The following is a 25,566-nucleotide window of genomic DNA, read 5'->3' on the forward strand; positions in this document are numbered from 1 at the left end:
CTTCCACGGGTGGCTCCACCACGGGCGGGGCTTCGACCACGGGTGGTGCCTCCTCGGCGGGTGGCTCGACCGGAGGTGGGCCCTCTTCCGCGGGTGGGGCTTCTTCCGCGGGCGGTTCCGCCACGGGTGGTGCCTCCTCGGCGGGTGGCTCGACCGGAGGTGGGCCCTCTTCCACGGGTGGTTCCACGGCGGGCGGAGCCTCTTCCAGAGGTGGCTCCGTCACAGGCGGAACTTCGGCCACGGGCGGAGCCTCCTCCGCGGGTGGCTCGGCCACGGGCGGGGCCTCCTCCGCGGGTGGCTCGGCCACGGGCGGGGCCTCCTCTACGGGCGGCTCCACCGCAGGCCCAGCCGGCTCCGTAGGCCCCGGCCCCTCGGGCGCCGGTTCCTCGACATGCGGATCCTCGCCCGTCGGCACGTCATATCCCGGTTCCTCGCCCCCGGGCTCCCCGCCCCCGCTTCCTCACCCCCTGGCGATTCAGGAGCAGTCACCCCCGGCTCGCCCCCGCCCTCACCGGCGCCGGCCCCGGCGCCCCCACCACCGTCGACGTCCCCGCTCCCCAGCCCCACCTCGTCCTCGTCCTCGTCCGCCCCGCGAACCCTCCGCTCCTCCACGGCCCCGCCGTCACCCTCGACGCGAGGCGAGACCACCACGTCCGTGACCGCCCCCCGGCGCTCGACGACATCGGGGGTCGGGGCCTCGGGCCGATGCGGTGCGGGCGCCTGCGCGACCGGTACCCGCTGCGCGGGACCCGCCCCCGAGTCGAGGGGCCCGAGAACGATGCCGGTCACGACGGCGGCGGCAGCCACGGCCGCGCCGACCGCCGCGACGGTGGGCACCTTCACCGCACCCACGCCGCCCGGCCCGCTCGCCGCCTGCCGCACGGCGTGCAGCAACTGGCCACCCCCGTGCCCGCCCGCCGAACCGAACGCCGCGGCCGTACCGGCGGAGCCTCCCGTGAGGGCCATCAGCACCTTGCCCCCGCCGCCACCCACGACGAACACCAGCAGAGCCGGACCGACGAACGCGGGCAGCCGGTCGTTCGTGCGCATCAGCACGGCGAGCCGCGCCCTGCAGTCGTCGCACGCGTCCACATGGCTGAGCAGTTGCTCGGACTGCCGAGCGGTCGCGGCACCGCGCACATACGCCGGCATACGCCCCCAACGCACCTGGCACGCCGGGTCGATCGGCGCCCCGGGCTGCTCGCGCAGGAACGCCTGGCGCATCCCCTCGCGCGCCCGGTGCAGCAGTACCGCCGTCGCGCCCTGCTTCGCGCCGATGCGCCGCCCGACCGTCTCCAGCGGCTGCCCCTCCGCCTCGGCCAGCCACAGCGCCTGCACCCACCGCTCGGGCAGCTGGCCGAGCACCCGTACCAACAGATCGACGGAGGAGACCTGTTCGGCGGGGTCGGCGGCGTCGGGCACCCGGACATCGACCTCGGCGCGCTCGGGAGCCGTCGGATCCAGCGGTGTCTCCCGCGTGGCGGTGGAGCCCACCGTCGCCGCGAGATGCCGCACCGTCGTCATCAGGTACGCGGGCACGTTGTCGATCTCGTGGCCCCCGGAGAGCCGCCGCCACACACGGAAGTGCGCCTCGGCGACGAGGTCCTCGGCGGTCCAGGAGTTCCGGGTGAGGGAGCGGGCGTACGCGACGAGGCGCGGATGCTGTTCCTCGTAGATCCGGGTGTACGCGGCGGTCGCGGACCCGGACGGGCCGTCGGTCATGGCGGGAACGCTCTCCAGTCGCCTGCTGATGGGATGGGAGGTGAGGATGATTTTGTATGTCGAGATGACAAAAATCTCAAGTAATCACACAAAGTGACACGCGTCACAGCGGGTAACTTCGAAAGCGGCGTAATACATGGGGGCTTGGCGCGGTCGACAGGGTGATCCGCCCGAAGAAACATCTGACGCACGCATGAACGCGCGGCATCCGAGCATCCGAAGAGCCCGAACCACGTGAAGAAGCTCATGCGCCTGAAGCACCTGATGCACCTAAAGCACCTGATGCACCTGAAGCACCGGAAGCGCCCCAACTGGAGACCGCCCATGCCCCACGCCCGGCCCGCCCGCCCCACACCGCCCGCCCTCGAACAGAGCGCACGCGCCCGCCTGATCACCCCCTCCTACGACGAGATCCCGGTACGCACCACCCTGCGCTACACCCCTGACGACCCTTTCGCCGTGCACATCGACTTCCCGTCCGGTGCCTCCGCCGACGACGCGGACGTGACGTGGGCGTTCGCCCGCACGCTCCTGGCGGAGGGCCTGACCGCCCCGGCCGGGATCGGCGACGTACATCTGTGGCCCTGCGGCCCGGCGCACACCGTCGTGGAACTCCACTCGCCGCACGGCATGGCCATGATCCGTTTCGACACGCCCTCGCTCCGCCGCTTCCTGCACCGCTCGTACGCCGTCGTCGCGCTCGGCGGCGAAGACCTGGACTCGGCGCTCGACGCCGGTCTCACGTCCCTGCTGGGTGGGGTCTGAGGCGTCAGCCCGCGGCGCCCGCTATGTTCGATCCGATCGTCCGGATGTTCGGAGTGGGCATGCAGAAGACAGAGGGACCGGCCGGCCGGGCCGGGCTGGGGGCAAGACCGTGAGCGAGGCGGTGAGCAGGACCACGAACAGCACCACGCACAACAGCACCACGCACAACAGCACCACGAGCGGCACCACGCACGGCACCAAGCACAGCGCCACCGCCGAAGCGGCCCTCGCCGCGGCGGAGGCCGATGACTTCGACCAGCCTGGACACGCCTGGCCCCGCCACTGGCCCCTGCTGCTCCTGGGCGCGGCCGTCCTCCCCGGTGTCGTGCTGTTCGGGGTGGGGCGGTGGATGGAGGAGCCGGCGGTGCAGGCGTGGCGGACCGTCTGCCTCTCCATCACCGTGCAGGCGCTGCCCTTCCTGCTGCTCGGGACGGCCCTCTCGGGTGCCATCAACGCCTTCGTCCCGGCGCGGGTGTTCACCCGGCTGCTGCCGAGCAGGCCGGCGCTCGCGGTCCCGGTCGCCGGTGCCGCCGGGGTCGTGCTGCCGGGCTGTGAGTGCGCCTCGGTGCCGGTCGCGCAGAGCCTGATCCGCCGGGGAGTCGACCCGGCCGCGGCGTTCGCGTTCCTCCTCTCCGCCCCCGCCATCAACCCGATCGTCCTGACCGCCACGGCCATCGCCTTCCCCGGCAGCCCCGCGATGGTGGCGGCCCGGCTGCTCGCGTCCCTCGTCACCGCCGCCGCGATGGGGTGGCTCTGGCTCTGGCTGGGGCGCGCCGAGTGGCTCAAGCCGGTCGCGCGGCACACGGGACACCGGCCCGGGCAGAGCCGCTGGAACGAGTTCCGGACCGGTTTCCAGCACGACTTCCTGCACGCGGGCGGCTTCCTCGTCGTCGGCGCGATGGCGGCGGCCACGTTCAATGTGCTCGTCCCGCGCACCGTGCTCGACACGTTCGCCGACTCGCCCTGGCTGTCGGTCCTGTTCCTCGCCGCGCTCGCCATCCTCCTCTCGGTGTGCTCGGAGGCGGACGCCTTCGTCGCCGCCTCCCTCACCGGGTTCTCACCCACCGCGCGGCTGACCTTCATGGTGGTCGGCCCCATGGTCGACCTGAAGCTGATCGCCCTGCAGACGGGCACCTTCGGCCGGGCCTTCGCGGTCCGTTTCTCCGCCGCGACGGTCGTCGTCGCGATCCTGTGCAGCGCGCTGATCGGAGCCGTACTCCTGTGAAACGCCCCCTGCAGGCGCTCCTGCTCCTCCTCAGCGGTCTCGGCCTCCTGCACGCCACCGTCGTCACCGACGACTACCTGAGATACGTCAAGCAGGGCATGCACCCCCTCCTCGTGGCCTCGGGCGCGCTGCTGCTCGCACTGGGCGCGATGGAGGCATGGTCCCTGTGGAGACCGAGCGGAGCAGACTCCACGACGGACATCGGCACCGAACCCGAACCCGAACCCGAACCCGAACCCGAAGCCGAAGCCGAAGTCGAAAACGACGACCACGACGACCACGGTCATGGCAACGACAACGACCACGACCACGGTCACGACCATTCCACCCCGCCCCGAGTCGCCTGGCTCCTGCTTCTCCCCGCGCTGAGCCTGCTCTTCTACGCCCCGCCGGCCATCGGCGCGTACACCGCCTCCCGGGAGGCACCCAAGGCGGTGGCGGTCACGGACCAGGACGACTTCGACCCCCTGCCGAAGACCTCACCGCTCCCGATCACCCTCACCGACTTCACCCGCCGGGTGCAGCAGGACCGCGACAAGGCCATCGACGGCCGCACCGTCGAGATGACGGGCTTCGTCACCCCCGACAAGGGGGCATCCGCCGAGGACGGTGGAGGCGACGGGAACACGGGCTGGTACCTGACCCGCGCCATCTTCAGCTGCTGCGCCGCCGACGCCCAGTTCGTGAAGGTACGCGTCCACGGCGCGCCGCCCCCGCCCGCCGACACCTGGGTCACCCTCACCGGCACCTGGCACCCCTCCGGCACCCTCGGCACGAGTTCCGCCGAGGCCGCCCTCGACGCCCACACCGTCAAGAAGGTCCCCCGCCCGCCCAACGCGTACGCCGACGCCCTCCCCGTCACCCGCTGAGCCTCACCACTGACCCCTCACCCGGAACTCGCAAACGTATGGAAACGATCACGTACAGGTCGAACCTCCTCCAGTCCGTGCTGCCCGTCGTACTGGGGCTCCTGGGCGGCACGGCGCTGCTGTACGCCGCCCTCGCCCTGACCTCGGACCCCATGGGGCGCGACACGCTGCGGCAGTGCGTCTCGGCGGCGTTGACCGCCACCGTCGTCGTCGCGATCCTGCGGCGGGGCGACGAGGTGACCCTGGCCGAGGACGCCCTGGTGGTGCGGGGCCTCCGGATTCGGCGGATCCCCTGGACCGGCATCCGGCACCTGGAGGTCCGCCGCGTCCTCGGAGTACGCCAGATCACCCTCCACACCACCGACGGCCGCCGCGCCACACTGCGCACCCCGACGTCCTTCCTGGACAGGGAGTTCGACCTGAAGGTCGAGATCCTCACCCGGTGGTGGCACGCGCGACGCTGAAGCCCTCGCCCCTCGCCCCTCGCCCCTCGCTCCTCGGCGTCGCGCCCACCTAGCCGCCCGCCCCCTCCCGACCGCGCGGCAGGCACCGGCGGGCCGAAGCGCGCCGTATGCCGATCCGTCAGGCCACCGCCACCGCACTCCACGCCGCCGCCACCGCGCCGTGCTCCGTGCTGCCCGACCCGTACAGGTCCCGTGCCGCGTTCAGGGTGGCCGTGCGCGCCCCGGCGTAGTCCGTGGACGACGTCATGTAGACGGTCAGCGCCCGGTACCAGATCGCGCCCAGCTTGTCCTTGCCGATGCCGGTCACCGTCGAACCGTCGCAGGTGGGGCTGGAGTGCGCGACGCCGCCGATGGTCCTGGTGCCGCTGCCCTCCGCGAGGAGATACGCGAAGTGGTTGGCGACGCCCGAGGAGTAGTGGACGTCCAGGTTCCCCACCGTCGGACTCCAGCAGTCCGCCGAGGAGCCGTCCTTGCTGGGCCGGTCCATGAAGCGGAGCGCCGGCTTCTCGAAGCCCGAGCGGACGATCTTCTCGCCGACGAGCCAGTCCCCGGGGTCGGAGTCGTTGCCCGCGAAGAACTCGACGAGCGTGCCGAATATGTCCGAGGTCGCCTCGTTGAGGCCGCCCGGCTCGCCCGAATACGTCAGGTCGGCCGTCGCGGAGGTGACGCCGTGGGTCATCTCATGTCCGGCCACGTCCAGCGAGACGAGCGGGCCGAGCAGGTTTCCGTCACCGTCGCCGTACGTCATGCAGAAGCAACTGTCGTCCCAGAAGGCGTTGTTGTAGTCGTTGCCGTAGTGGACGCGGTTGTACGAGCCCCGGCCGTCGCCGGCGATGCCGTTCCGGCCGTGGACGCTCTTGTAGTAGTCCCAGGTGGTGTCGGTGCCGTACTGCGCGTCGACGGCCGCCGTGGCGCGGTCCGTGGTCGTGCCCGTGCCCCAGTGGTTGTCGGCGTCGGTGAAGAGCGTCGCGGGGGCGCGCCGGACGCAGATGCCGAGGAGGCACAGGTCGGTCCGGTTCGCGGCGTCACCGGTGTACGTGTCGCCACGGGTGGGATCCTTGAGCTGGTACGTCGACCCGGCGGCGGTCGTCTCCAGCGGGACCGTGCCGCCGTAGAGCGACTCGCCGTCGCCCGCGGCGCTCTCCAGCGCGTCCCAGGCGTCGATCTGCCTGCCCGTCGCGGCGTCCGTGAGGACCGTGCGGGCGACCGGGTTGCCGGCCTCGTCCCGGGCGAGCGCGTCCGTCCGCCAGGCCAGCCGGGGGGTGCCGTGCAGGGCGTCGACGACCAGCCGGGGCCTGGACGTCAGCTCGCGCAGCGTCTCGCCGACATTGGCGGCGCGGAGCGCGGCGGCGGCGATGTCGGCGGCCCGGGGCGCCTTGACCGCGGGCGTGACACCGGGGATGTCGAGGGCGCGGGTGGTCGCCCTGTTCGCACTCCGGAATTCGCCGCCGGGGGTGAGATGGACGACGAAGTCGCCGCCGAGCACAGGGAGTTCGCGGTAGGTCCGGTCGTAGCGGACGTGCTGCGTGCCGTCCGCGTCCACGATCACGTCCCGTACGGTGGTGTCCTGGGCAGGGGTGAGCCCGAGGCTCGTCGCGCGGTCCCGCAGGACGTCGGCGGCATGGGCGATCGCGGTGCTTCGGGTCGGTCTGTCGGCGGCCCCGGCAGTGGGGGTGAGCGTCGCGGCCAGCAGCGCGGCGGCCGCGACCGCGGCGCCGGTGGTGGCGAGGCGCGGGCGTCGGAGGTGCCGTATCCGGCTCATCTGTCTCCCAGGGACGAGGGGTGACGGTGGTCGTGGGGTGACGGTGGTCGAGGGGCCGACCACGGACCTCGTCAGATTTAAGTGGGCATGACAGGCGCAGTCCAGGGCGTCGCCGGGGGGATGTGTGAGGGGTGAGAATCGTTTCTGCAAAGAGTCCCGACGCCCCCCTTGGAGAGGAGAGACGAGAGCCGTGCTCCCCTTCTTCGTCTACGGCACCCTCCGCCCCGGCGAGCCCAACCACGACCTCTTCCTGCGCGGCCGCACCGTCGCGGAGGAACCGGCCCGGATGCGCGGCATGGCGCTCTACGACGGCCCCGGTTACCCGTACGCGGTGGAGAGCCTCGGTGACGGTGACGGTGACGGTGACGGTGACGGGGTAGGGGTAGGGCGCGGGGGAGCGGGCGAGGTGAGCGGCGAGATCGTCGCGGCCCGCCCCGAGACGTACGCCGAACTTCTTCGCACGCTCGACGAGTTGGAGGAGTACGCCCCGGGAGACCCGGCGAACCTCTACGAGCGGGTGGAACGCCCGGCCACCCTCGCCGACGGCACGGTCGTACGGGCCTGGGTCTACGTCGCCGCCCCGACCGTCGCGGCCGGACTACGGGCCAGGGGGAAGCTGATCGAGAGCGGGGACTGGCGGCTGCGCGGTTGAGTGCCGGTGCCCGGGTGAGGGCCTGGCCGGTGTCAGCCTCAGCAACACCACGGAGGGGGCGGCGGGCAGGCTCACCCGCAACTCGGATCCGTCCCACCGTGCCGCAGCCGCCGTCGCCCTCGGATGCAGGACCTCCACCCGTACGTCCCCCGGACCCCATCCGGTCGGGGTGAAGGACCGCTCGGCGTCTCCGCCGCGGCGCCAGACCGTCACGTACATCGGGCCCGCGCCCGCCACCGGCTGTCTCAGGCCCAGCGCGATCCAGTCGTCCGACCAGCCCGGCAGGCCCAGGGGCCAGCAGGGCAGGGCGGTGCGCAGGTCGCCCCGGATCGACTTGTACGTGTCCAAGGCGTCGCGCACCAGACCGCGTTGACGCTCCGTCATGCGGTCCAGGTGGCCGGAGAGATGCACGCGGCCGAGGAGCGCGGAACCGAGGGTGAAGGCGATCTCCTCGTCCGTGCAGGACGGTTGCGGGTAGGCCCACACGGCGCCCTGTTCCGGCGGCACGGCGGTGGGGGCGGAGGCGGCGATCGGCGGACAGCGCAGGGGATCCTGCTGGTCGGAGGTGGACTGGAGCTGGGCCACCGCGAGGGAGGCGCCGTCCATGCGCATGCCACCCGAGGCGCAGTTCTCGATGACCAGGCCGGGGTGCCGGTCCAGGGTCGCGGACAGCCAGGAGAGCCAGGCCCGGGAGTGGGCGAGGTGGGCCGGTGCCGAGGTGGTGATGTTGTAGTCGAGTTTGAGGTAGCCGACGCCCCACTCACCGACCAGGCGGTCCACCGTCCCGTCCAGATGGGCGCGGGCCGCCGGGTGGGTCAGGTCCAGCTGGTGGCGGCCCTGTTCGGTCACCCGGGCGCCGTCCTCGTGGCGGAGGAAGGCCTCGACGGGCAGTTCGGCGGCGAGCGGACTGCGGACCCCGACGACCTCGGGCTCCAGCCACAGCCCCGGCACCATCCCGCGCTCCCGGATCCGGTCGAGCACGACCTGGATGCCGGCGTCACCGGGAAACCGCCGGACCGAGGGCAGCCAGGCCCCGACGCTGTCCCACCAGCCCCCGGGCGAGTCACCGCCCTCCCACCCCTCGCCGCGCGCCCCATCTCCCTGCGCCCCTTCTCCGCCTTCCCGTTCTCCGCCTTCCCGTTCTCCGCTCTCCCCGTCGTCGTACCACCCGGCGTCCACGCAGAAGTACTCCGCGCCCACCTCCGCCGCCGCGTCGATCAGCGGGAGCAGTTTCTCGGTGGTGGGGTCGCCCATGAGGGTGTTCATGTAGTCGTTGAAGATCACCGGAAGTCGGGTGTGGTCCGGGTGGGGGCGGCGTACGACACGGCGGTACGCGGTCAGCGCGGCCAGGGCGCCCTCGAAGCGGTCGCCGAGGGCGAGGGCGGCCCACTCCGTGGTGAACTCGGCGCCTGGTGGCAGGACTTGGCGCCACTGGTGTTCATCGTGGGTCGGCCCGCCGAGCGCCAGATACGTCCGGCCCGCCGACTCGCCGGCCTCCCAGACCCAGCTGGACGCCGACTCGATCTGCCACAACCAACCGCGGTCGTCCCCACGGTGCTGGAGCGCGCCCATCGCGAGGTGTCCGTCGGTGGGCCAACTGCCCCGCCCCGCCAGCCGGGCCGCCGCGTGCCCGGTGCCGCCGTGTGCCTCGGGGTTGACGTCGGGCACGGAGTCCCGCAGCGGCTCGGAGTACCAACGGCACTCCGCGAGCCAGTCGTTGCGCGCCCGGAAGACGGACAGTTCGTCGGGGGAGGGGAGTCCGCCGAGGAGCAGGCTGCCGAGGGAGCGTACGGTGACCGACTCGGAACCGTCGTTGCGCAGCCGTACCCGGGAGCGCAGCACGGCAGTGCCGTCCGGTGAGGCGTACTCGACGAAGGCGGTCAACCCGGTCGCGGGGTCGTGGAGTTCGAAGGTCAGCCGATGCCACCGCACGTGGTCGTCGGAGTCGGCAGACGAACCGGGCGCGTCCACAACGGTGTTGTCGGGTGAGGCGCCGCGAGTGGAGTGGTGAGCGCGGTACTTCAGGCGGGCGCCGATCGCCGTGCCGGTGAAGCGGGGTCTCGACCAGCCGGTGCCCTCACCGAGCAGGACCAGGTCGACCAGGGGCAGCGAGGGGTCGGTCTTGGTCTCCTCGGGACCGGGCTCGGGGTCGCCGGGGCGGCGGACGCCCAGCAGCCGGGGAGTGTCTCCGCTCAGGTCGAAGTCGGCGGTCAGCGCGGAGTGGCCCCAACGGTAGGAGAGGCTCCACGGGAACGAGTCGGTCCACTGGTGACTGTCGTGCTGCGGCATGAGATCCCCCGGGTCGGCTGTGCTCCCAAGTGTTCACGGCTGGCTGTGCGTCCGCTGTCCCCTTCCTTTGTGAAGCGTCGGGTCAACCACACAGGATCTACGTATCCGAAAGCATGAATGTTCAAGCACGCGGGGTATTCATGCAGATCATCACACCAGCATCAGCACCCGCACCCGCACCCGCATCAACACCAGCACCAGCACCGACGCAGCGCGCACGAGGAGCCCCCCCCACATGAATGCCGTCGCCCTGAACGAGACCGTCCTGAAGAACGCCCGCCCCGAAGTCGAAACGTGGCTGGCCGAGTTTGTCGAGCGGCACGGCGGCCTCGTCGGTTCCGTCCATCTGTTCGAGCCCGCCCAGGAGGGCGAGATCGTGCTCGTCGCCGCGCACAACCTGCCGGCGGCCGTGGTGAACGGCGCGGCCGTCGTCGTGGTGGGCAAGGGGATGGCGGGGGTCACCGCCGAGCGCCGGGAGCCGATCGGCATCAGTGACCTGCAGACCGACACGTCCGGTGTCGCCCGCCCGCCGGCCCGCGCCTCGCACGCCAAGGGTTCGCTCACGCTGCCCGTCTTCGCACCGGACGATCCCACGAGGCTCGTAGCCGTCGTCGGTCTGGGCTTCGCGGAGCCCAGGGAGTTCACGGACGAGGAGATGACGAAGTACGGCGAGGACGCGAAATCCGTCCCGACCACCAGCTGACCCACGACCCGACCGACGACCCACGAGCCCACCCACGACCCAACCGACCCAGGACCCGACCCAGGACCCGGCCCAGGAGCCGACCGCTTTCGGGAGCGGGCCCCCGCCCCGTCCTCGCCGCCCTACTTCCCCACTACCTCCACCCGTACCGCGCACGTCTTGAACTCCGGCATGCGGGAGGTGGGGTCGAGGGCGGGGTTGGTGAGGGTGTTGGCGCGGCCCTCGCCCGGCCAGTGGAACGGCATGAAGACCGTGTCGGGGCGGATGGTGGTCGTGATGCGGGCCGGGGCGACGGCTCGGCCCCGGCGGGAGACCACGGCCACCGGGTCGCCCTCCGCCGCGCCGAGCCGCTCGGCCAGCCGGGGGTGCAGTTCCACGAAGGGCCCCGGCGCGGCGGAGTTGAGCTCGTCGACCCGCCGGGTCTGGGCGCCCGACTGGTACTGGGCGACCACTCGCCCGGTGGTGAGCAGCACCGGGTACTCGGCATCCGGTTCCTCGGCCGCCGCCCGGTGCGAGACGGGCACGAACCGGGCCCGGCCGTCCTCCGTGGCGAACCGGTCGAGGAAGAGACGCGGCGTCCCGGGGTGCACCTCGACGGACGGCGCGGGCCCCACCTCGGTCGTCGGCGCGGGGCAGGGCCAGAACACCCCGTTCTCCTCGGCCAGCCGCCGGTAGGTGATGCCCGAGTAGTCGGCGGGCCCACCCGCGCTCGCCCGGCGCAGCTCCTCGAAGACCTCCTCGGCGTCGGTCGAGAAGCCCTTCTCGACGCCCAGCCGGTCGGCCAGCTCGTGCATGACCTCCAGGTCGCTGCGGACCCCGTCGGGCGGCGTGATCGCGCGCCGCCGCAGCAGCACCCGGCCCTCCAGATTGGTCGTCGTGCCGGTCTCCTCCGCCCACTGCGTCACCGGCAGCACCACGTCCGCCAGCTCCGCCGTCTCCGACAGCACGACATCGCACACCGCGAGGAAGTCCAGCGACCTGATCCGGTCCTCGATGTGGGCGGCGCGCGGCGCCGAGACCACCGGGTTGGAGCCCATCAGCAGCAGCGACTTGATGTCACCGCCGAGCGCGTCCAGCAGCTCGTACGCGCTGCGCCCCGGGCCGGGCAGGCTGTCGGGGTCCACCCCCCAGACCTCGGCGACGTGCCGCCTCGCCTCGGGGTCGACCAGCTTGCGGTAGCCCGGCAGCTGGTCGGCCTTCTGGCCGTGCTCGCGTCCGCCCTGTCCGTTGCCCTGCCCGGTGAGGCAGCCGTACCCGGACAGCGGCCGTCCGGCGCGGCCCGTCGCCAGCGTGAGGTTGATCCACGCGCCCACGGTGTCGGTGCCCTTGGACTGCTGCTCGGGCCCGCGCGCGGTGAGCACCATGGCGTGCTCGGGCTCGCAGAACAGCCGTACCGCCTCGCGGAGTTCGGGAACGGACACCCCCGTGATCCGTTCCACGTACTCCGGCCAGTGCGCCATGGCCGCCGCCCGCGCCTCCTCCCACCCGCTGGTCCGCTCGCGGATGTACTCCTCGTCCGTCCGCCCCTCGGCCACGATCAGGTGCAGCAGACCGAGGGCGAGGGCGAGATCGGTGCCGGGGCGCGGGGACAGGTGCAGGTCGGCCTGTTCGGCCGTACGGGTCCGGCGCGGATCGATGACGATCAGCTTGCCGCCGTTCTCCTTCAGCTCGGTGAGATAGCGCAGCGCCGGCGGCATGGTCTCCGCGAGGTTGGACCCGACGAGGACGACACACCCCGTCCTCGGGATGTCCTCCAGCGGGAACGGCAGCCCGCGGTCCAGCCCGAACGCCTTCATCCCGGCGGCCGCCGCCGATGACATGCAGAAACGGCCGTTGTAGTCGATCTGCGAGGTGCCGAGGACGATCCGCGCGAACTTGCCGAGCAGATACGCCTTCTCGTTCGTCAGCCCGCCGCCGCCGAACACTCCGCACGCGTCCGGGCCATGTTCCGTACGCGTGCGGGTGAGCCCCTCGGCGATCCGGTCGAGTGCCTCGTCCCAGGAGGCGGGTTCCAGGTTGCCCGCCCGCCTGACCAAGGGACTGGTCAGCCTGACCCGGGACGAGAGCACCGCCGGCGCCGTACGGCCCTTGCCGCACAGCGCTCCCCGGTTCACCGGGAAGTCCGCGCGCTCCGTGACCACTACGACCCCTTCGGTCCCGTCCGCACCGGGCGTCAGGTTCATTCCGCACTGCAGGGCGCAGTACGGGCAGTGGGTGGGCGTCGCGGAGTTCGGCATACCGCTCAGCGTGCGTCGCACGTGTTACGTGCCGGGACGCCCCTCGTTACACGACCGGCACGGGGACCTCCCGGCGGCGTCGGGCCCGGCGTGAGGAAGCGTGCCGCCGCGTGTCGCGATTCCGTCACCGTATGCGGTCGCCCCGCTGCTTTCCGTCCACCCGTCGGGGCTCCGCGTGCTAAGAACTACGGGCGCCACAGACACGGGGATCGTGCCGCGGGCCCCGTGTGGCGTACGACCTGTCACCCGGCCCGCACCCGGGCCGTAGGGGGAAGAGGACCACCACGTGAACCGTATGCGCACCACCGCCGCCGTCCTCGGCGCCGTCGGCGCCCTGACCGCCGCTCAGCTGGGCCTCGCCGGGGCCGCCTCCGCCGCGCCCAAGGCCGCCGGCTGCCCGATCGAGCTCGTCTCGCCGGGCGGCTTCACCCTGGACTCGAAGAACCGGGTGGAGGGCGGCCTCTACTTCGCCCTCAAGAACAAGAGCAAGAGCGCGAGCTTCAAGGACGTCAGCCTGACCGTCAGCAAGCCCGTCAACCTGACCTTCACCTACGCCTCCGCCACCAAGCACAGCGAGATCACCAAGAGGACCTCGAAGGTGGCCACCGTCCACACCAGGACACTGAAGAAGAAGGGCACCACCGGTCTGCGCGTCAGCGCCTACATGACCAACCGCAAGAAGCCGTACGAGGTCCGCTTCACCGTCCACGGCAAGACCGCCGCCGGCAAGAAGTGGGGCTGCGCCGTGGACCAGGGCTGGTGGGGCACCGTCAAGCACTAGGAGCGCAGGGGCGCTACGCAGGGGCGCTAGCGCCCTTCCGCGGGCGCCCGCCCGGCCGACGCGAGTGCCTTCTCGACCCCCGCCTCCTCCGGTCCGAGGAAGCGGGGGTCCGGCTCGAACAGGGCGTCCAGGGAGGCCTTGCCCGCCGCGAACAGCTCCCGGGTGGCCCCGTAGTACCAGGTCGCGTCGTGCCGGTCCTGCACGCCGACACCGTACGACTCGACGCCCGCCTCCTCGCACAGCGCGACCGCCCGGCGTATGTGGAAGCCCTGGCTGATGAGCACCGCCCGGTCCACGCCGAAGATCTTCTTGGCGCGGACGCAGGAGTCCCAGGTGTCGAACCCGGCGTAGTCGCTGACGATCCGGTCGTCGGGCACGCCGTGCTCGGTGAGGTAGCCGCGCATCGCGTCCGGCTCGTCGTACTCCACGCGGCTGTTGTCCCCGGTGACCAGGACCACCTTGATCCGCCCCGAGCGGTACAACTCGGCCGCCGCGTCCAGCCGGCGGGCCAGATACGGGGACGGCTCGCCCTGCCACAGCCCGGCGCCGAAGACCACCGCGACCTCCGTGCGCGGCGCGTCGGCCGTGGTCCGCAGCCGGTCGCCGGCCGCCGTGAACATCCAGGTCGAGGGCAGCAGCGCCAGCACGCACAGCAGCATCACCGCCTGCACGGCCCGCCGCCGCCCCGCCCGCGTACGCGGCAGCCGAACGGCGCGCGCGACCCGCCTGATACGCCTCACGGCGCCCCCGTCCCCTCGGACCCACTCATGTGTCCTGCTTGTTTCCGGCGGGCCCGTCCGCGCCCGTCCTTCCGACCAACGAAGACGTCAGCCGCGGAGATCCGGTTCACCGCCCAGCGTGACAAGCTTCACTCGAACGAGTCGAAATGCCAGGTCACGGAGGTTCACAGGCCCGTACCGCGCACGGTGAAGTGCCGGAAAACACCCGTCACCACCGTGCAACGGGGAGGCAACGTCCTCCCGGCACCATCGGTGCATGACGGCGACGACGAGCAAGTCGAACGCGGACCTCGACAGTACGGCGCACATCATGAACCTGATCAGTGACCAGCTGGCCACGCAGCTCAGCCTCGTCTCCCGCGACGGAACCCGGCGCCCCGCCCCGCCGGCGCTCGTCCTGGTCGCACACGGCAGCCGCGACCCGCGCGCCCTGGCGACCGTACGCACCCTCATGGAGCGCGTCCGCGAGCAGCGCCCCGGCCTCGCCGTGCACCTCGGCCACATCGAACTGAACGAGCCCCTGCTCCCCGACACCCTCGCCGCCCTCGGCGACCGGGAAGCGGTGCTCGTCCCCCTCCTCCTCAGCCGCGGCTACCACGTCAAGCAGGACATCCCCGAGATGGCCGCTGCCGCCGAGGCACGCACCCGACTGGCCGCCCCCCTCGGCCCGCACCCCCTCCTCGTCGAGACCCTGCGCTCCCGCCTCGTCGAGGCCGGCTGGCGCACCCGGACGAGCGCGGCCCGGCGCCGCAGGAGCGCGGTCGTCCTGGCCGCCGCCGGCTCCCGCGACCCCGAGGCCGCCCTGGACACCGGCCGCACGGCCCGCCTCCTCGCCGACCGCCTGGGCGTCCCGGTCCTGCCCGCCTACGCCTCCGCCGCGGCCCCCACCGTCCCCGAAGCCGTCCGCACCCTCACCGCCGCGGGCCACACCGACATCGCCGTCGCCTCCTACTTCACGGCCCCGGGCCGCTTCGCGAGGGAATGCGCCGAGGCGGCCCCGGGCATCACCGCGGCCCCCCTGGGCGCCCACCCGTCGATGGCGAGCCTGATCCTGCACCGCTACGACGAGTCCCTGACGACCGGGACGAAGACCCTGCCGGCGCTGGCGTCGGCCTAGGGCCCTGGGAGCCGGACACCCCGGCCGACAGGAGCGCCCCTTCAGGGGCGCGGGGAACTGCGCGACCAGCCACGGACCACCCGCACCCGCCGAAGAACGGAACCCGGCGGACGAGTAGGCACCCATTTGTCACACCCTCCCCGTACTGTCGAATCATGGAAGGCACCGCACCCCTCACCCACGGCACCCACGGCACCCACGGCACCTACGACGCCCCGTCAGAAGAACGCTGGGCCCCGGAACCCGACAAACGCCCCGGCCGCACCGCCTTCCAACGCGACCGCGCCCGCGTACTGCACTCCGCGGCCCTGCGCAGACTCGCCGGCAAGACCCAGGTCGTCACACCCGGCACCCGCTCCCAGGTCTGGGACGCCAGCCCCCGCACCCGCCTCACCCATTCCCTGGAGTGCGCCCAGGTGGGCCGCGAGCTGGGCGCCGCCCTCGGCTGCGACCCCGACCTCGTGGAGGCCGCCTGCCTCTCCCACGACCTCGGCCACCCCCCTTTCGGCCACAACGGCGAACAGGCACTCAACGAATTCGCCGAGGACTGCGGCGGCTTCGAGGGCAACGCCCAGTCCCTGCGCCTGCTGACCCGCATCGAGCCCAAGCGCTTCGTACGCTCCCCCGAGTCGGGCGACCTCGTCAGCGTCGGCCTCAACCTCACCCGTGCCGCCCTGGACGCCGCCACGAAGTACCCCTGGCCGCGCGGAGGTCACCCCACCGACCCCAAGTCGCCCAAGTTCGGCGTGTACGACGACGACCGGCCCGTCTTCGACTGGGTCCGCAAGGACGCCCCCGGCACGAGCACGACCTTCGAGGCCCAGGTCATGGACTGGTCCGACGACGTGGCGTACTCCGTGCACGACGTCGAGGACGGCCTGCACGCGGGCCACATCGACCCGGGCTGCCTGCACGCGGACCCCGAACGCCGGGCGGTGTTCGAGGTGGCCCGCGGCCGGTACGTACCCGCGGACACCGACCCGGCCGAACTCGCCGCGGCCCTCGACCGCCTCCTCGACCAGGAGTGGTGGCCGCACGGGTACGACGGAACGGCCGTCGCCCAGGCCCGGTTGAAGGACGCCACCAGCCAGCTCATCGGCCGCTTCTGCCTCGCCGCCGAGGGCGCCACCCGGCAGGCGTACGGCAACGGCCCCCTCACCCGGTACGCCGCCGAACTGGTCGTCCCGCGCGAGGCGCGGCTGGAGTGCGCCGTGCTGAAGGCCGTCGCCGACCGCTATGTGATGCAGCGGGCCGAGCAGGAGCGGCTCCGCGCCGACCAGCGGATCGTCGTCGCCGAACTGGCCGAGGCACTCACCGCCCGCGCGCCGGAGGGGCTCGAACCCCAGTTCCGCGCGCTGTTCGACTCGGCTCCGGACGACCGTGCCCGCAAGCGGGTGATCGTCGACCAGATCGCTTCCCTGACCGACCCCTCCGCCCGCGCGTTGCACGCGAGACTGACGGGTCGGATGTGACGCAGACGTGACCCTGCGTGGCCTGATCGGGTCACTACCTCTTCCCGCATCACGCTCCGTGCGGGACGCTCGCATGTGGACGCACCCTTAAGAGGAGGCATCAAGTGGTCGACGCGGATCAGACATTCGTCATCGTCGGAGGTGGTCTCGCCGGCGCGAAGGCGGCCGAGACGCTCCGAGCGGAGGGCTTCACCGGCCGCGTGATACTGATCTGCGACGAACGCGACCACCCCTACGAGCGCCCGCCGCTCTCCAAGGGCTATCTGCTCGGCAAGGAGGAGCGCGACAGCGTCTTCGTCCACGAGCCGTCCTGGTACGCGCGCAACGACATCGAACTCCACCTCGGCCAGACCGTCGACGCGATCGACCGCACGGCCAGGACCGTCCGCTTCGGTGACGACGGCACCCTCGTCCACTACGACAAACTGCTGATCGCGACCGGCGCGGAGCCCCGCCGCCTGGACATCCCGGGCACCGATCTCGCGGGCGTCCACCATCTGCGCCGCCTCGCCCACGCCGAGCGCCTCAAGGGAGTCCTCGCCGCCCTCGGCCGGGACAACGGCCACCTCGTCGTCGCCGGAGCGGGCTGGATCGGCCTGGAAGTGGCGGCGGCGGCCCGCGAGTACGGCGCGGAGGTCACCGTCGTCGAGCCGGAGTCGACACCGCTGTACGGCGTCCTCGGGCCCGAGCTCGGCAACCTCTTCGCCGAGCTGCACCGCGAGCACGGGGTCCGCTTCCACTTCGGCGCGAGACTCACGGAGATCGTCGGCCAGGACGGGATGGTCCTCGCGGCCCGCACGGACACGGGGGAGGAGCATCCGGCGCACGACGTCCTCGCGGCCATCGGAGCGGCCCCGCGCATCGGTCTCGCCGAGGCCGCCGGGCTGGAGATCGCCGACCACGCCCACGGAGGGGGCATCGTGGTGGACGCCGGACTGCGCACGTCCGACCCGGCCGTCTACGCCGCCGGTGACGTCGTCTCCTTCCCGCACGCCCTGTTCGACACCCGGCTGCGGGTGGAGCACTGGGCCAACGCGCTGAACGGCGGACCGGCCGCGGCCCGGTCGATGCTGGGGAAGGACGTCACGTACGACCGGGTGCCCTACTTCTTCTCCGACCAGTACGACCTGGGGATGGAGTACTCGGGGTGGGCCCCGCCCGGGTCGTACGACCAGGTGCTCATCCGGGGGGACGCGGGGAAACGGGAGTTCATCGCGTTCTGGGTGAAGGAGGGGCGGGTGCTGGCCGGGATGAACGTGAACGTGTGGGATGTCACTGAGCCGATCCAGAAGCTCATCCGGTCCCGGGCGCGGGTCGATGTGGACGCGCTCGCGAATCCTCAGGTGCCGTTGGAGAGTCTGATCGCCTAGGGGCGGCCGGGTTGGGATGGCGGGGCGACTGCGGGCCGTCGTGGGCCGGTCACGCAGTTCCCCGCGCCCCTTCGGGGCACAGGGATGTCAGTACGCCACCGTAGAATCGCCGCGTGGCAGGACGGATCAACGACGAGGACGTGAAGGCGGTACGGGACGCGGTCCCGATCGACGCCGTGGTGTCCGAGTACCTCCAGCTGCGCAACGCGGGCGGCGGCAACCTCAAGGGGCTCTGCCCGTTCCACGACGAGAAGTCGCCGTCCTTCCAGGTCAGCCCGAGCAAGGGGCTCTTCCACTGCTTCGGCTGCCAGGAGGGCGGCGACACCATCACGTTCGTGATGAAGGTCGACCACCTGTCCTTCTCGGAGGCCGTCGAGCGCCTCGCCGGCCAGGCCGGCATCACCCTGCGCTACGAGGAGGGCGGGTACAACCCCTCCCACCAGCGCGGCGAGCGGATCCGCCTGGTCGAGGCCCACAAGATCGCCGCCGACTGGTACGCGGAACAGCTCGCCACCAGCCCCGAGGCCGACACCGGCCGGATCTTCCTCGCCGAGCGCGGCTTCGACCAGGCCGCCGCCGTCCACTTCGGCGTCGGCTACAGCCCCCAGGGCTGGGACCACCTCACCCGCTTCCTGCGCGGCAAGGGCTTCAGCGACAAGGAACTCCTGCTGTCCGGCCTCTCCCAGGAGGGGCGGCGGGGCCCGATCGACCGCTTCCGGGGCCGCCTGATGTGGCCCATCCGCGACATCGGCGGGGACGTGGTCGGCTTCGGCGCCCGCAAGCTCTACGAGTCGGACAACGGCCCGAAGTACCTCAACACCCCCGACACGGCGATCTACCGCAAGTCCCAGGTCCTGTACGGCATCGACCTCGCCAAGAAGGACATCGCCAAGGCCAGCCGGGCCGTCGTGGTCGAGGGCTACACGGACGTCATGGCCTGCCACCTCGCCGGCGTCACCACGGCCATCGCCACCTGCGGCACGGCCTTCGGCGGCGAGCACATCAAGATCCTCCGCCGCCTGCTGATGGACAACGGCTCGGCCCGCGTGATCTTCACCTTCGACGGCGACGCGGCCGGCCAGAAGGCGGCCCTGCGCGCCTTCGAGGACGACCAGAAGTTCGCCGCCGAGACGTACATCGCGATCGCCCCCGACGGCATGGACCCCTGCGAGCTGCGCCTCGCGAAGGGCGACGACGCGGTGGTCGAGCTGACCGAACCCCGGACCCCGCTCTTCGAGTTCGCCCTCCGCCAGATCGTCGCCCGCTACGACCTGGAGACCCCCGCCGGGCGCGCCGCGGCCCTGGACGAGGCCGCGCCGATCGTCGCCCGCATCAAGAACAGCGGCGCCCAGCACGAGGTCGCCGTGCAACTCGCCGGCATGCTCGGCATCCTCGACACCCAGTTCGTCGTCAAGCGCGTCGCCCAGCTGGCCCGCTGGGCCCGCGACCGCGGCGGCCAGGGCCCGGCCCCGGCCGCCCAGCGCACCGCGCAGCCGTACGAGTCCACCGCCCGGCCCCCGTCCGGTCCGGCCCTCACCCTCCGCAACCCGGTCTACGCCACCGAACGCGAGCTCCTCAAACTCGCCCTCCAGCGCCCCGAGTTGGTCGCCCCCGCGTTCGACGCCTACGGCGTCGACGAGTTCACCGCCCCTCCGTACGCGGCCGTCCGCGAGGCGATCATCGAGGCGGGTGGCGTGGAGTACGGCGCCGAGGACCCGCAGGAGTACCTGATCCGGGTCCGCGAGGCGGCGCCGGACGACGCGGTGCGGGCCATGGTGACCGAGCTGGCGGTCGAGGCGATCATGCGCAAGACGGTCGACGACGTCTACGCGGGCGCACAACTGGTCACCGTGCGCCGCCGGGCCGTCGAACGCCGGGTGCGCGACGTCCAGGGCAGCCTGGCGAGGGCGGCGGCCCAGGGCGACCCGGCCCAGCTGGCCGCCGTACAGAACGAGTTGTGGGTCCTGCAGCAGTACGACCAGGCGTTGCGGGAGCGGGGCGCGGAGGCGCTCTGACCCGGTGCCGGTGCGCGCCCCCGGGTGGGCACGTCCCCGGAGCACATGCCAATCCGCGCCGGAGCCACCCCACCCCGTACGGCCTTCAAGCCGTTTGGGGCCCGCCCAGCAGCGCACTCGTGGAGCACGGTAACCGTGCGGTCACGGCCCGGACGCAAAAAGTCACCGCACGCCCCTCGTGGCGGCTGTGTGTCGTACTCCACACTGGGTTCCGGTGCCTGAGTCCTCGGAGCGCGGCCGACCCGTCCCCTACGGGTCCGAGATCCCCGCGGTTCCGCTCGATGAGTACGGGATGGACGGCGGAGAGGCCGCCCGCGCCATCCCAGACGTACCGCTGCCGTACGCCCTGGCAGCGACATTCCTGGAGGTCGCCCCCGTGCAGACCCAGACCCTCATACAGAACGACACCAGTACGGCCATCGGTACCGACGGCTCGGAACCGGCCGCGGAGACCGATGTCATCACCGCGGTGCCCGCCCAGAGCCGTGCCGCGCACCACCCCGAGGCGGCCCCGGACGGCCCGCCCGACCTGGACGAACCGCCTGCCGCGGCGGTCGAGGCCCTGGAGACCGCCGAACCCCCCGAACCCGTGGAACTGCCGCGCAACCGCGCGGACACCAGCGGCCCCTCCTCCGACCTCTTCCGCCAGTACCTGCGTGAGATCGGCCGCATCCCCCTGCTGACGGCCGCGGAGGAAGTGGAACTGGCCCGCCGCGTCGAGGCCGGGCTCTTCGCCGAGGAGCGGCTCGGCAACGCCCCCGACCTCGACACCGAGCTCGCCCTCGACCTCGACAAGCTGGTCGTCATGGGCCGCATGGCCAAGCGCCGCCTGATCGAGGCGAACCTGCGGCTCGTCGTCTCCGTGGCGAAGCGTTACGTCGGCCGTGGCCTGACCATGCTGGACCTGGTCCAGGAGGGAAACCTGGGCCTCATCCGGGCCGTCGAGAAGTTCGACTACGCGCGCGGCTACAAGTTCTCGACCTACGCCACCTGGTGGATCCGCCAGGCCATGTCCCGCGCGCTCGCCGACCAGGCCCGCACGATCCGGGTCCCGGTCCACGTGGTCGAGTTGATCAACCGGGTCGTCCGGGTCCAACGCCGCATGCTCCAGGAACGAGGCTACGAACCCACCTCCGAGGAAGTCGCCGCCCACCTCGACCTGGCCCCGGAACGCGTCAGCGAGGTGCTCCGCCTCGCCCAGGAACCGGTCTCGCTCCACGCCCCCGTGGGCGAGGAGGACGACGTGGCCCTCGGCGACCTCATCGAGGACGGCGACGCGGCGAGCCCCGTGGAGTCGGCGGCGTTCCTGCTGCTGCGCGAACACCTGGAGGCGGTCCTGTCGACCCTGGGGGAGCGGGAACGCAAGGTGGTCCAACTCCGCTACGGCCTCGCCGACGGCCGCCCCCGCACGCTGGAGGAGATAGGCCGCATCTTCGGCGTCACCCGGGAACGGATACGCCAGATCGAGTCCAAGACCCTGAACAAGCTCAGGGACCACGCCTTCGCGGACCAGCTGAGGGGCTACCTGGACTGAGGGGGCGCGTTGTCGGGCGCAGCCCCTGCTTTCAGGGTCGCGGGGAACGGCGCGACCAGCCCCCACGCACCCGCACCCGACAACGCACCTCTCGGCTCCCCTCCGCCCACTCCCTCGGCCCACCCCCTCAGTCCACTTCCGCGACCGCCTCAGCGAACTGCGCCCGGTACAGCCGCGCATAAGCCCCACCCGAGGCCAACAACTCCTCGTGCGCCCCCTGCTCCACGATGGCACCGTTCTCCATCACCAGAATCGTGTCCGCGTCCCGGATCGTCGACAGCCGATGCGCGATCACGAACGACGTCCGCCCGTGCGCCAGCTTGGCCATCGCCTTCTGGATCAACACCTCGGTACGCGTGTCCACCGACGACGTCGCCTCGTCCAGCACCAGGATCACCGGATCCGACAGGAACGCCCGAGCGATCGTGATGAGCTGCTTCTCACCCGCGCTCACCCCGGTCCCCTCGTCGTCGATCACGGTGTCGTACCCGTCCGGCAGCGTCCGGATGAACCGGTCCGCGTGCGCGGCCCGAGCCGCCTCCTCGACCTCCCCCCGAGTGACCTTCCGCGAGGCGGACGCCCCGTACGCGATGTTCTCCGCGATGGTCCCCCCGAACAGCCAGGTGTCCTGGAGCACCATCCCTATCCCGTCGCGCAGTTCGTCCCGCGACATGGACGCGACATCGACCCCGTCGAGCGTGATCCGCCCCCCGGTGACCTCGTAGAACCGCATCAACAGGTTCACCAGCGTGGTCTTCCCCGCGCCCGTCGGCCCCACGATCGCCACCGTCTGCCCCGGCTCGACGACCAGCGACAGATCCTCGATCAGCGGCTTGTCGGCCTCGTACCGGAAGGACACCCCCTCCAGCGCCACCCGCCCCCGCAGTTCCTCGGGCCGCACGCCGGGCACCGCGTCGGCCCCCTGCTCCTCCGCGTCGAGCAGTTCGAAGATCCGCTCGGCGGAGGCGACCCCCGACTGCACGAGGTTGGCCATGGACGCCACCTGCGTCAGCGGCATCGAGAACTGCCGCGAGTACTGGATGAAGGCCTGCACGTCACCGATGGACAGGGCCCCCGAGGCCACCCGCAGCCCGCCCACGACCGCGACCAGCACATAGTTGATGTTGGACACGAAGAACATCAGCGGCTGCATGATCCCGCTGTTGAACTGGGCCTTGAACCCCGCCTCGTACAGCCGCTCGTTCTCCTCGGCGAACTGCTTCGCCGACTCCTCCTGACGCCCGAACACCTTCACGAGCGTGTGCCCGGTGTACATCTCCTCGATGTGGGCGTTGAGCTTGCCCGTCACCCGCCACTGCGCGACGAAGTGCGGCTGCGACCGCTTGCCGACCCGCGTGGCCACCAGGAACGACACCGGTACGGTCACCAACGCGACCAGCGCCAGCAGCGGCGACACCCAGAACATCATCACCAGCACACCGATGATGGTGAGCAGCGAGTTGACGAGCTGCCCCATCGACTGCTGCAGCGTCTGACCGATGTTGTCGATGTCGTTGGTCGCCCGGCTCAGCACCTCACCGCGCTGCCGCTTGTCGAAGTACGACAGCGGCAGCCGCGACAGCTTCGCCTGGAGCTCCTCGCGCATGTGGTAGACGGTCCGGTTGATGGCCCGGTTGGACAGCCGCGTGGCCGCCGCCATCAGCAGCCCGGCGATCAGGAAGATGCCGAGGGCAACCAGCAGCACCGTGCCGACGGCCTCGAAATCGATGCCCTCGCCCGGCGTGAAGTCCGTGCCGCGCAGCATGTCGGCGACGCCGCCGTCCCCGCGCTCCCGCATCGACTCCAGGACCTCGGCCTTGGTCGCGCCCGCCGGCATCTCCCGCCCGACGACCCCCGCGAAGACCAGGTCGGTCGCCCTGCCGAGGATCCAGGGCCCCAGCACCGAGAGCCCGACACTGAGCACCGCGCACACGATCATCGCGTACATCGTGAACCGCTCGGGCTTGAACTGCGCGAGCAGCCGCTTCCCGGACCCCTTGAAGTCCATGGAGTGCTGGTCGGGACCGCCTCCGGCCCCCGCCATCCGTGCCAACGGCCCGGCCATCAGGCTGCCTCCGCTTCCGTGAGCTGGGAGAGGACGATCTCCCGGTACGTCTCGTTGTCGGCCATCAGTTCGTGGTGACGTCCGGTGCCCACGACCCGGCCCTCGTCGAGGACGACGATCCGGTCGGCGTCCCGGATGGTCGCCACCCGCTGGGCCACGATCACCACGGTCGCGTCGGCGGTCTCCCGCGCCAGTGCCGTCCGCAGCGCGGCGTCGGTCGCGTAGTCGAGCGCGGAGAAGGAGTCGTCGAACAGATAGATCTCCGGCCGCTGCACCAGCGTCCGCGCGATCGCGAGCCGCTGCCGCTGCCCGCCCGACACGTTCGTCCCGCCCTGCGCGATGGGGGAGTCCAGCCCGTTCTCCAGCCGCTCGACGAACTCCTTGGCCTGCGCCACCTCCAGCGCGTGCCACAACTCCTCGTCGGTGGCGTGCGGATTGCCGTACCGCAGATTCGTCGCCACGGTCCCCGAGAACAGATACGGCTTCTGCGGCACCAGCCCCACCGTCCTCGCCAGCAGCTTCGGGTCGAGCGTCCGGACGTCCACGCCGTCCACCAGCACCTCGCCCTCGGTGGCGTCGAACAGCCGGGGGACGAGCCCGAGCAGCGTCGACTTCCCGCTGCCCGTGGACCCGATGACGGCGGTCGTCTCACCGGGCCGCGCGACGACCTCGACCGACCGGAGCACCGGCTCCTCGGCACCCGGATAGCGGAAGCCCGCACCCCGGATCTCCAGGAACCCGTGCCGCCGCAGCTCCCGGACGGGCGCGACCGGCGGCACCACACTGGTGTCGGTGTCGAGCACCTCCTGGATGCGCTCGGCGCACACCTCGGCGCGCGGCATCATCATGAACATGAAGGTGGCCATCATCACAGCCATGACGATCTGCATCAGATAGGCGAGGAACGCGGTGAGCGCGCCGATCTCCATGCCACCGCTGTCGATCCGATGGGCGCCGAACCACACCACCGCGATCGACGAGAGGTTGATGACCGTCATCACGATCGGGAACATCAGCGCGAGCATCCGCCCGGTTCCCAAGGACACGTCCGTCAACTCGACGTTCGCCTTCCGGAACCGGTCCTTCTCGTAGTCGTCCCGCACGAAGGCGCGGATGACCCGGTTGCCGGTGATCTGCTCCCGCAGCACCCGGTTCACGGTGTCCAACCGCTCCTGCATCGAGCGGAACAGGGGGCGAAGCCGGCGCACGATCAGGGTGACGGCGACACCGAGCACCGGCACGACCGCGAGGAGCACCCCCGAGAGCGGCACGTCCAGCCCGAGCGCCAGCACGATGCCGCCGACGCACATGATCGGCGCCGACACCACCAGCGTGAACGTCATGAGCACCAGCATCTGCACCTGCTGCACATCGTTCGTCGTGCGCGTGATCAGCGACGGGGCCCCGAAGTGACCGACCTCACGCGCCGAGAACGACTGCACCCGGTCGAACACGGCGGCCCGGATGTCCCGGCCGACCGCCGACGCGGTGCGGGCGCCGTAGTACACGGCCCCGATGTTGCAGACGACCTGCACCAGCGAGATACCGATCATCAGCGCGCCGAAGGACAGGATGTAACCCGTGTCCCCCTCCACCACGCCCTCGTCGATGATGTCCGCGTTCAGCGTGGGCAGGTAGAGCGTGGCGCACGTCTGCGTGAACTGCAGCAGCACCAACAGGGTGATCGGTGTCCGGTAGGGACGGAGATGACTTCTCAGCAATCGTATGAGCACGCGAGATCTCTCGGGTTCGAGGACGGGGTTCGGGACGCACCACCCCCCATC

At 71.6% G+C, this 25,566-nt stretch carries 19 protein-coding genes; 12 read left to right on the plus strand and 7 right to left on the minus strand.

Annotated features, from left to right (window positions below; translation table 11 throughout):
* Positions 1 to 321 precede the first annotated feature (321 nt).
* The gene (locus K1J60_RS29935) at positions 322 to 1,722 is read right to left on the minus strand and encodes a sigma-70 family RNA polymerase sigma factor (RefSeq protein ID WP_259407979.1); all 1,401 of its coding nucleotides are present in this window, start codon (positions 1,720 to 1,722) and stop codon (positions 322 to 324) included.
* Between the two features lie 324 nt (positions 1,723 to 2,046).
* Here K1J60_RS29935 and K1J60_RS29940 point away from each other — a divergent pair, with 324 nt between their 5' ends.
* The 4 genes from K1J60_RS29940 to K1J60_RS29955 all read left to right on the plus strand — a co-directional run bounded on the left by K1J60_RS29940 (position 2,047) and on the right by K1J60_RS29955 (position 5,045).
* On the plus strand, positions 2,047 to 2,487 hold the full coding sequence (locus K1J60_RS29940) for an SsgA family sporulation/cell division regulator (RefSeq protein ID WP_259407980.1): 441 nt from the start codon (positions 2,047 to 2,049) through the stop codon (positions 2,485 to 2,487).
* A gap of 121 nt (positions 2,488 to 2,608) precedes the next feature.
* Positions 2,609 to 3,712: a permease gene (locus tag K1J60_RS29945; RefSeq protein WP_220648911.1), complete on the plus strand. Its 1,104-nt coding sequence runs from the start codon at positions 2,609 to 2,611 to the stop codon at positions 3,710 to 3,712.
* Positions 3,709 to 4,581, plus strand: coding sequence for a TIGR03943 family putative permease subunit (locus tag K1J60_RS29950; RefSeq protein WP_220648912.1), 873 nt, complete (start codon positions 3,709 to 3,711; stop codon positions 4,579 to 4,581). The genes K1J60_RS29945 and K1J60_RS29950 overlap by 4 nt, the downstream gene beginning before the upstream one ends.
* A 38-nt stretch (positions 4,582 to 4,619) precedes the next feature.
* Positions 4,620 to 5,045 carry a hypothetical protein gene (locus tag K1J60_RS29955; RefSeq protein ID WP_220648913.1) on the plus strand — a complete coding sequence of 142 codons (426 nt, stop codon included), beginning with the start codon at positions 4,620 to 4,622 and terminating at the stop codon, positions 5,043 to 5,045.
* A gap of 118 nt (positions 5,046 to 5,163) precedes the next feature.
* Here the strand turns inward: K1J60_RS29955 and K1J60_RS29960 are convergent, their stop codons facing one another.
* Complete coding sequence (locus K1J60_RS29960; RefSeq protein ID WP_220648914.1) at positions 5,164 to 6,807, minus strand: M4 family metallopeptidase; 1,644 nt, start codon at positions 6,805 to 6,807, stop codon at positions 5,164 to 5,166.
* 190 nt (positions 6,808 to 6,997) lie between these two features.
* On the opposite strand from K1J60_RS29960, the gene K1J60_RS29965 reads away from it, so the two are divergent.
* Positions 6,998 to 7,459: a gamma-glutamylcyclotransferase family protein gene (locus K1J60_RS29965; RefSeq protein ID WP_220648915.1), complete on the plus strand. Its 462-nt coding sequence runs from the start codon at positions 6,998 to 7,000 to the stop codon at positions 7,457 to 7,459.
* Here the strand turns inward: K1J60_RS29965 and K1J60_RS29970 are convergent.
* Complete coding sequence (locus tag K1J60_RS29970) at positions 7,406 to 9,748, minus strand: alpha-galactosidase (RefSeq protein ID WP_220648916.1); 2,343 nt, start codon at positions 9,746 to 9,748, stop codon at positions 7,406 to 7,408. The genes K1J60_RS29965 and K1J60_RS29970 overlap by 54 nt on opposite strands.
* 235 nt (positions 9,749 to 9,983) lie before the next feature.
* On the opposite strand from K1J60_RS29970, the gene K1J60_RS29975 reads away from it, so the two are divergent.
* Entirely contained in the window at positions 9,984 to 10,451 is a 468-nt protein-coding gene (locus K1J60_RS29975) for a GAF domain-containing protein (RefSeq protein WP_220648917.1), read from the plus strand.
* Positions 10,452 to 10,573: 122 nt separating this feature from the next.
* Here the strand turns inward: K1J60_RS29975 and K1J60_RS29980 are convergent, their stop codons facing one another.
* A complete protein-coding gene (locus tag K1J60_RS29980) occupies positions 10,574 to 12,688 on the minus strand; it encodes a molybdopterin oxidoreductase family protein (protein ID WP_220648918.1) in 2,115 nt (704 codons plus the stop codon).
* Between the two features lie 295 nt (positions 12,689 to 12,983).
* On the opposite strand from K1J60_RS29980, the gene K1J60_RS29985 reads away from it, so the two are divergent.
* Positions 12,984 to 13,469, plus strand: a complete 486-nt coding sequence (locus K1J60_RS29985) for a hypothetical protein (RefSeq protein ID WP_259408332.1) — start codon at positions 12,984 to 12,986, stop codon at positions 13,467 to 13,469.
* 26 nt (positions 13,470 to 13,495) lie between these two features.
* Here K1J60_RS29985 and K1J60_RS29990 read toward each other — a convergent pair whose 3' ends face one another.
* A complete protein-coding gene (locus tag K1J60_RS29990; protein ID WP_052146300.1) occupies positions 13,496 to 14,128 on the minus strand; it encodes a SanA/YdcF family protein in 633 nt (210 codons plus the stop codon).
* Positions 14,129 to 14,465: 337 nt separating this feature from the next.
* Here K1J60_RS29990 and K1J60_RS29995 point away from each other — a divergent pair, with 337 nt between their 5' ends.
* The 5 genes from K1J60_RS29995 (at position 14,466) to K1J60_RS30015 (ending at position 21,717) form a co-directional block, all read left to right on the plus strand.
* On the plus strand, positions 14,466 to 15,326 hold the full coding sequence (locus K1J60_RS29995) for a sirohydrochlorin chelatase (RefSeq protein WP_220648920.1): 861 nt from the start codon (positions 14,466 to 14,468) through the stop codon (positions 15,324 to 15,326).
* Between the two features lie 155 nt (positions 15,327 to 15,481).
* Entirely contained in the window at positions 15,482 to 16,798 is a 1,317-nt protein-coding gene (locus K1J60_RS30000; RefSeq protein WP_220648921.1) for a deoxyguanosinetriphosphate triphosphohydrolase, read from the plus strand.
* A 104-nt stretch (positions 16,799 to 16,902) separates the two neighbouring features.
* On the plus strand, positions 16,903 to 18,168 hold the full coding sequence (locus K1J60_RS30005; protein ID WP_220648922.1) for an NAD(P)/FAD-dependent oxidoreductase: 1,266 nt from the start codon (positions 16,903 to 16,905) through the stop codon (positions 18,166 to 18,168).
* A 113-nt stretch (positions 18,169 to 18,281) separates the two neighbouring features.
* Positions 18,282 to 20,183, plus strand: a complete 1,902-nt coding sequence (gene dnaG / locus K1J60_RS30010; protein WP_220648923.1) for a DNA primase — start codon at positions 18,282 to 18,284, stop codon at positions 20,181 to 20,183.
* A gap of 214 nt (positions 20,184 to 20,397) precedes the next feature.
* Positions 20,398 to 21,717 carry an RNA polymerase sigma factor gene (locus K1J60_RS30015; RefSeq protein ID WP_220648924.1) on the plus strand — a complete coding sequence of 440 codons (1,320 nt, stop codon included), beginning with the start codon at positions 20,398 to 20,400 and terminating at the stop codon, positions 21,715 to 21,717.
* A gap of 127 nt (positions 21,718 to 21,844) precedes the next feature.
* On the opposite strand, the gene K1J60_RS30020 is transcribed toward K1J60_RS30015, so the two are convergent.
* Together K1J60_RS30020 and K1J60_RS30025 are read right to left on the minus strand one after the other, a co-directional pair.
* Complete coding sequence (locus K1J60_RS30020; protein ID WP_220648925.1) at positions 21,845 to 23,782, minus strand: ABC transporter ATP-binding protein; 1,938 nt, start codon at positions 23,780 to 23,782, stop codon at positions 21,845 to 21,847.
* Positions 23,782 to 25,515, minus strand: coding sequence for an ABC transporter ATP-binding protein (locus K1J60_RS30025; RefSeq protein WP_220648926.1), 1,734 nt, complete (start codon positions 25,513 to 25,515; stop codon positions 23,782 to 23,784). Before K1J60_RS30025 ends, K1J60_RS30020 begins: the two co-directional genes overlap by 1 nt.
* Between the last annotated feature and the right edge of the window lie 51 nt (positions 25,516 to 25,566).

Source organism: Streptomyces akebiae (assembly GCF_019599145.1).
Lineage (GTDB): Bacteria > Actinomycetota > Actinomycetes > Streptomycetales > Streptomycetaceae > Streptomyces > Streptomyces akebiae.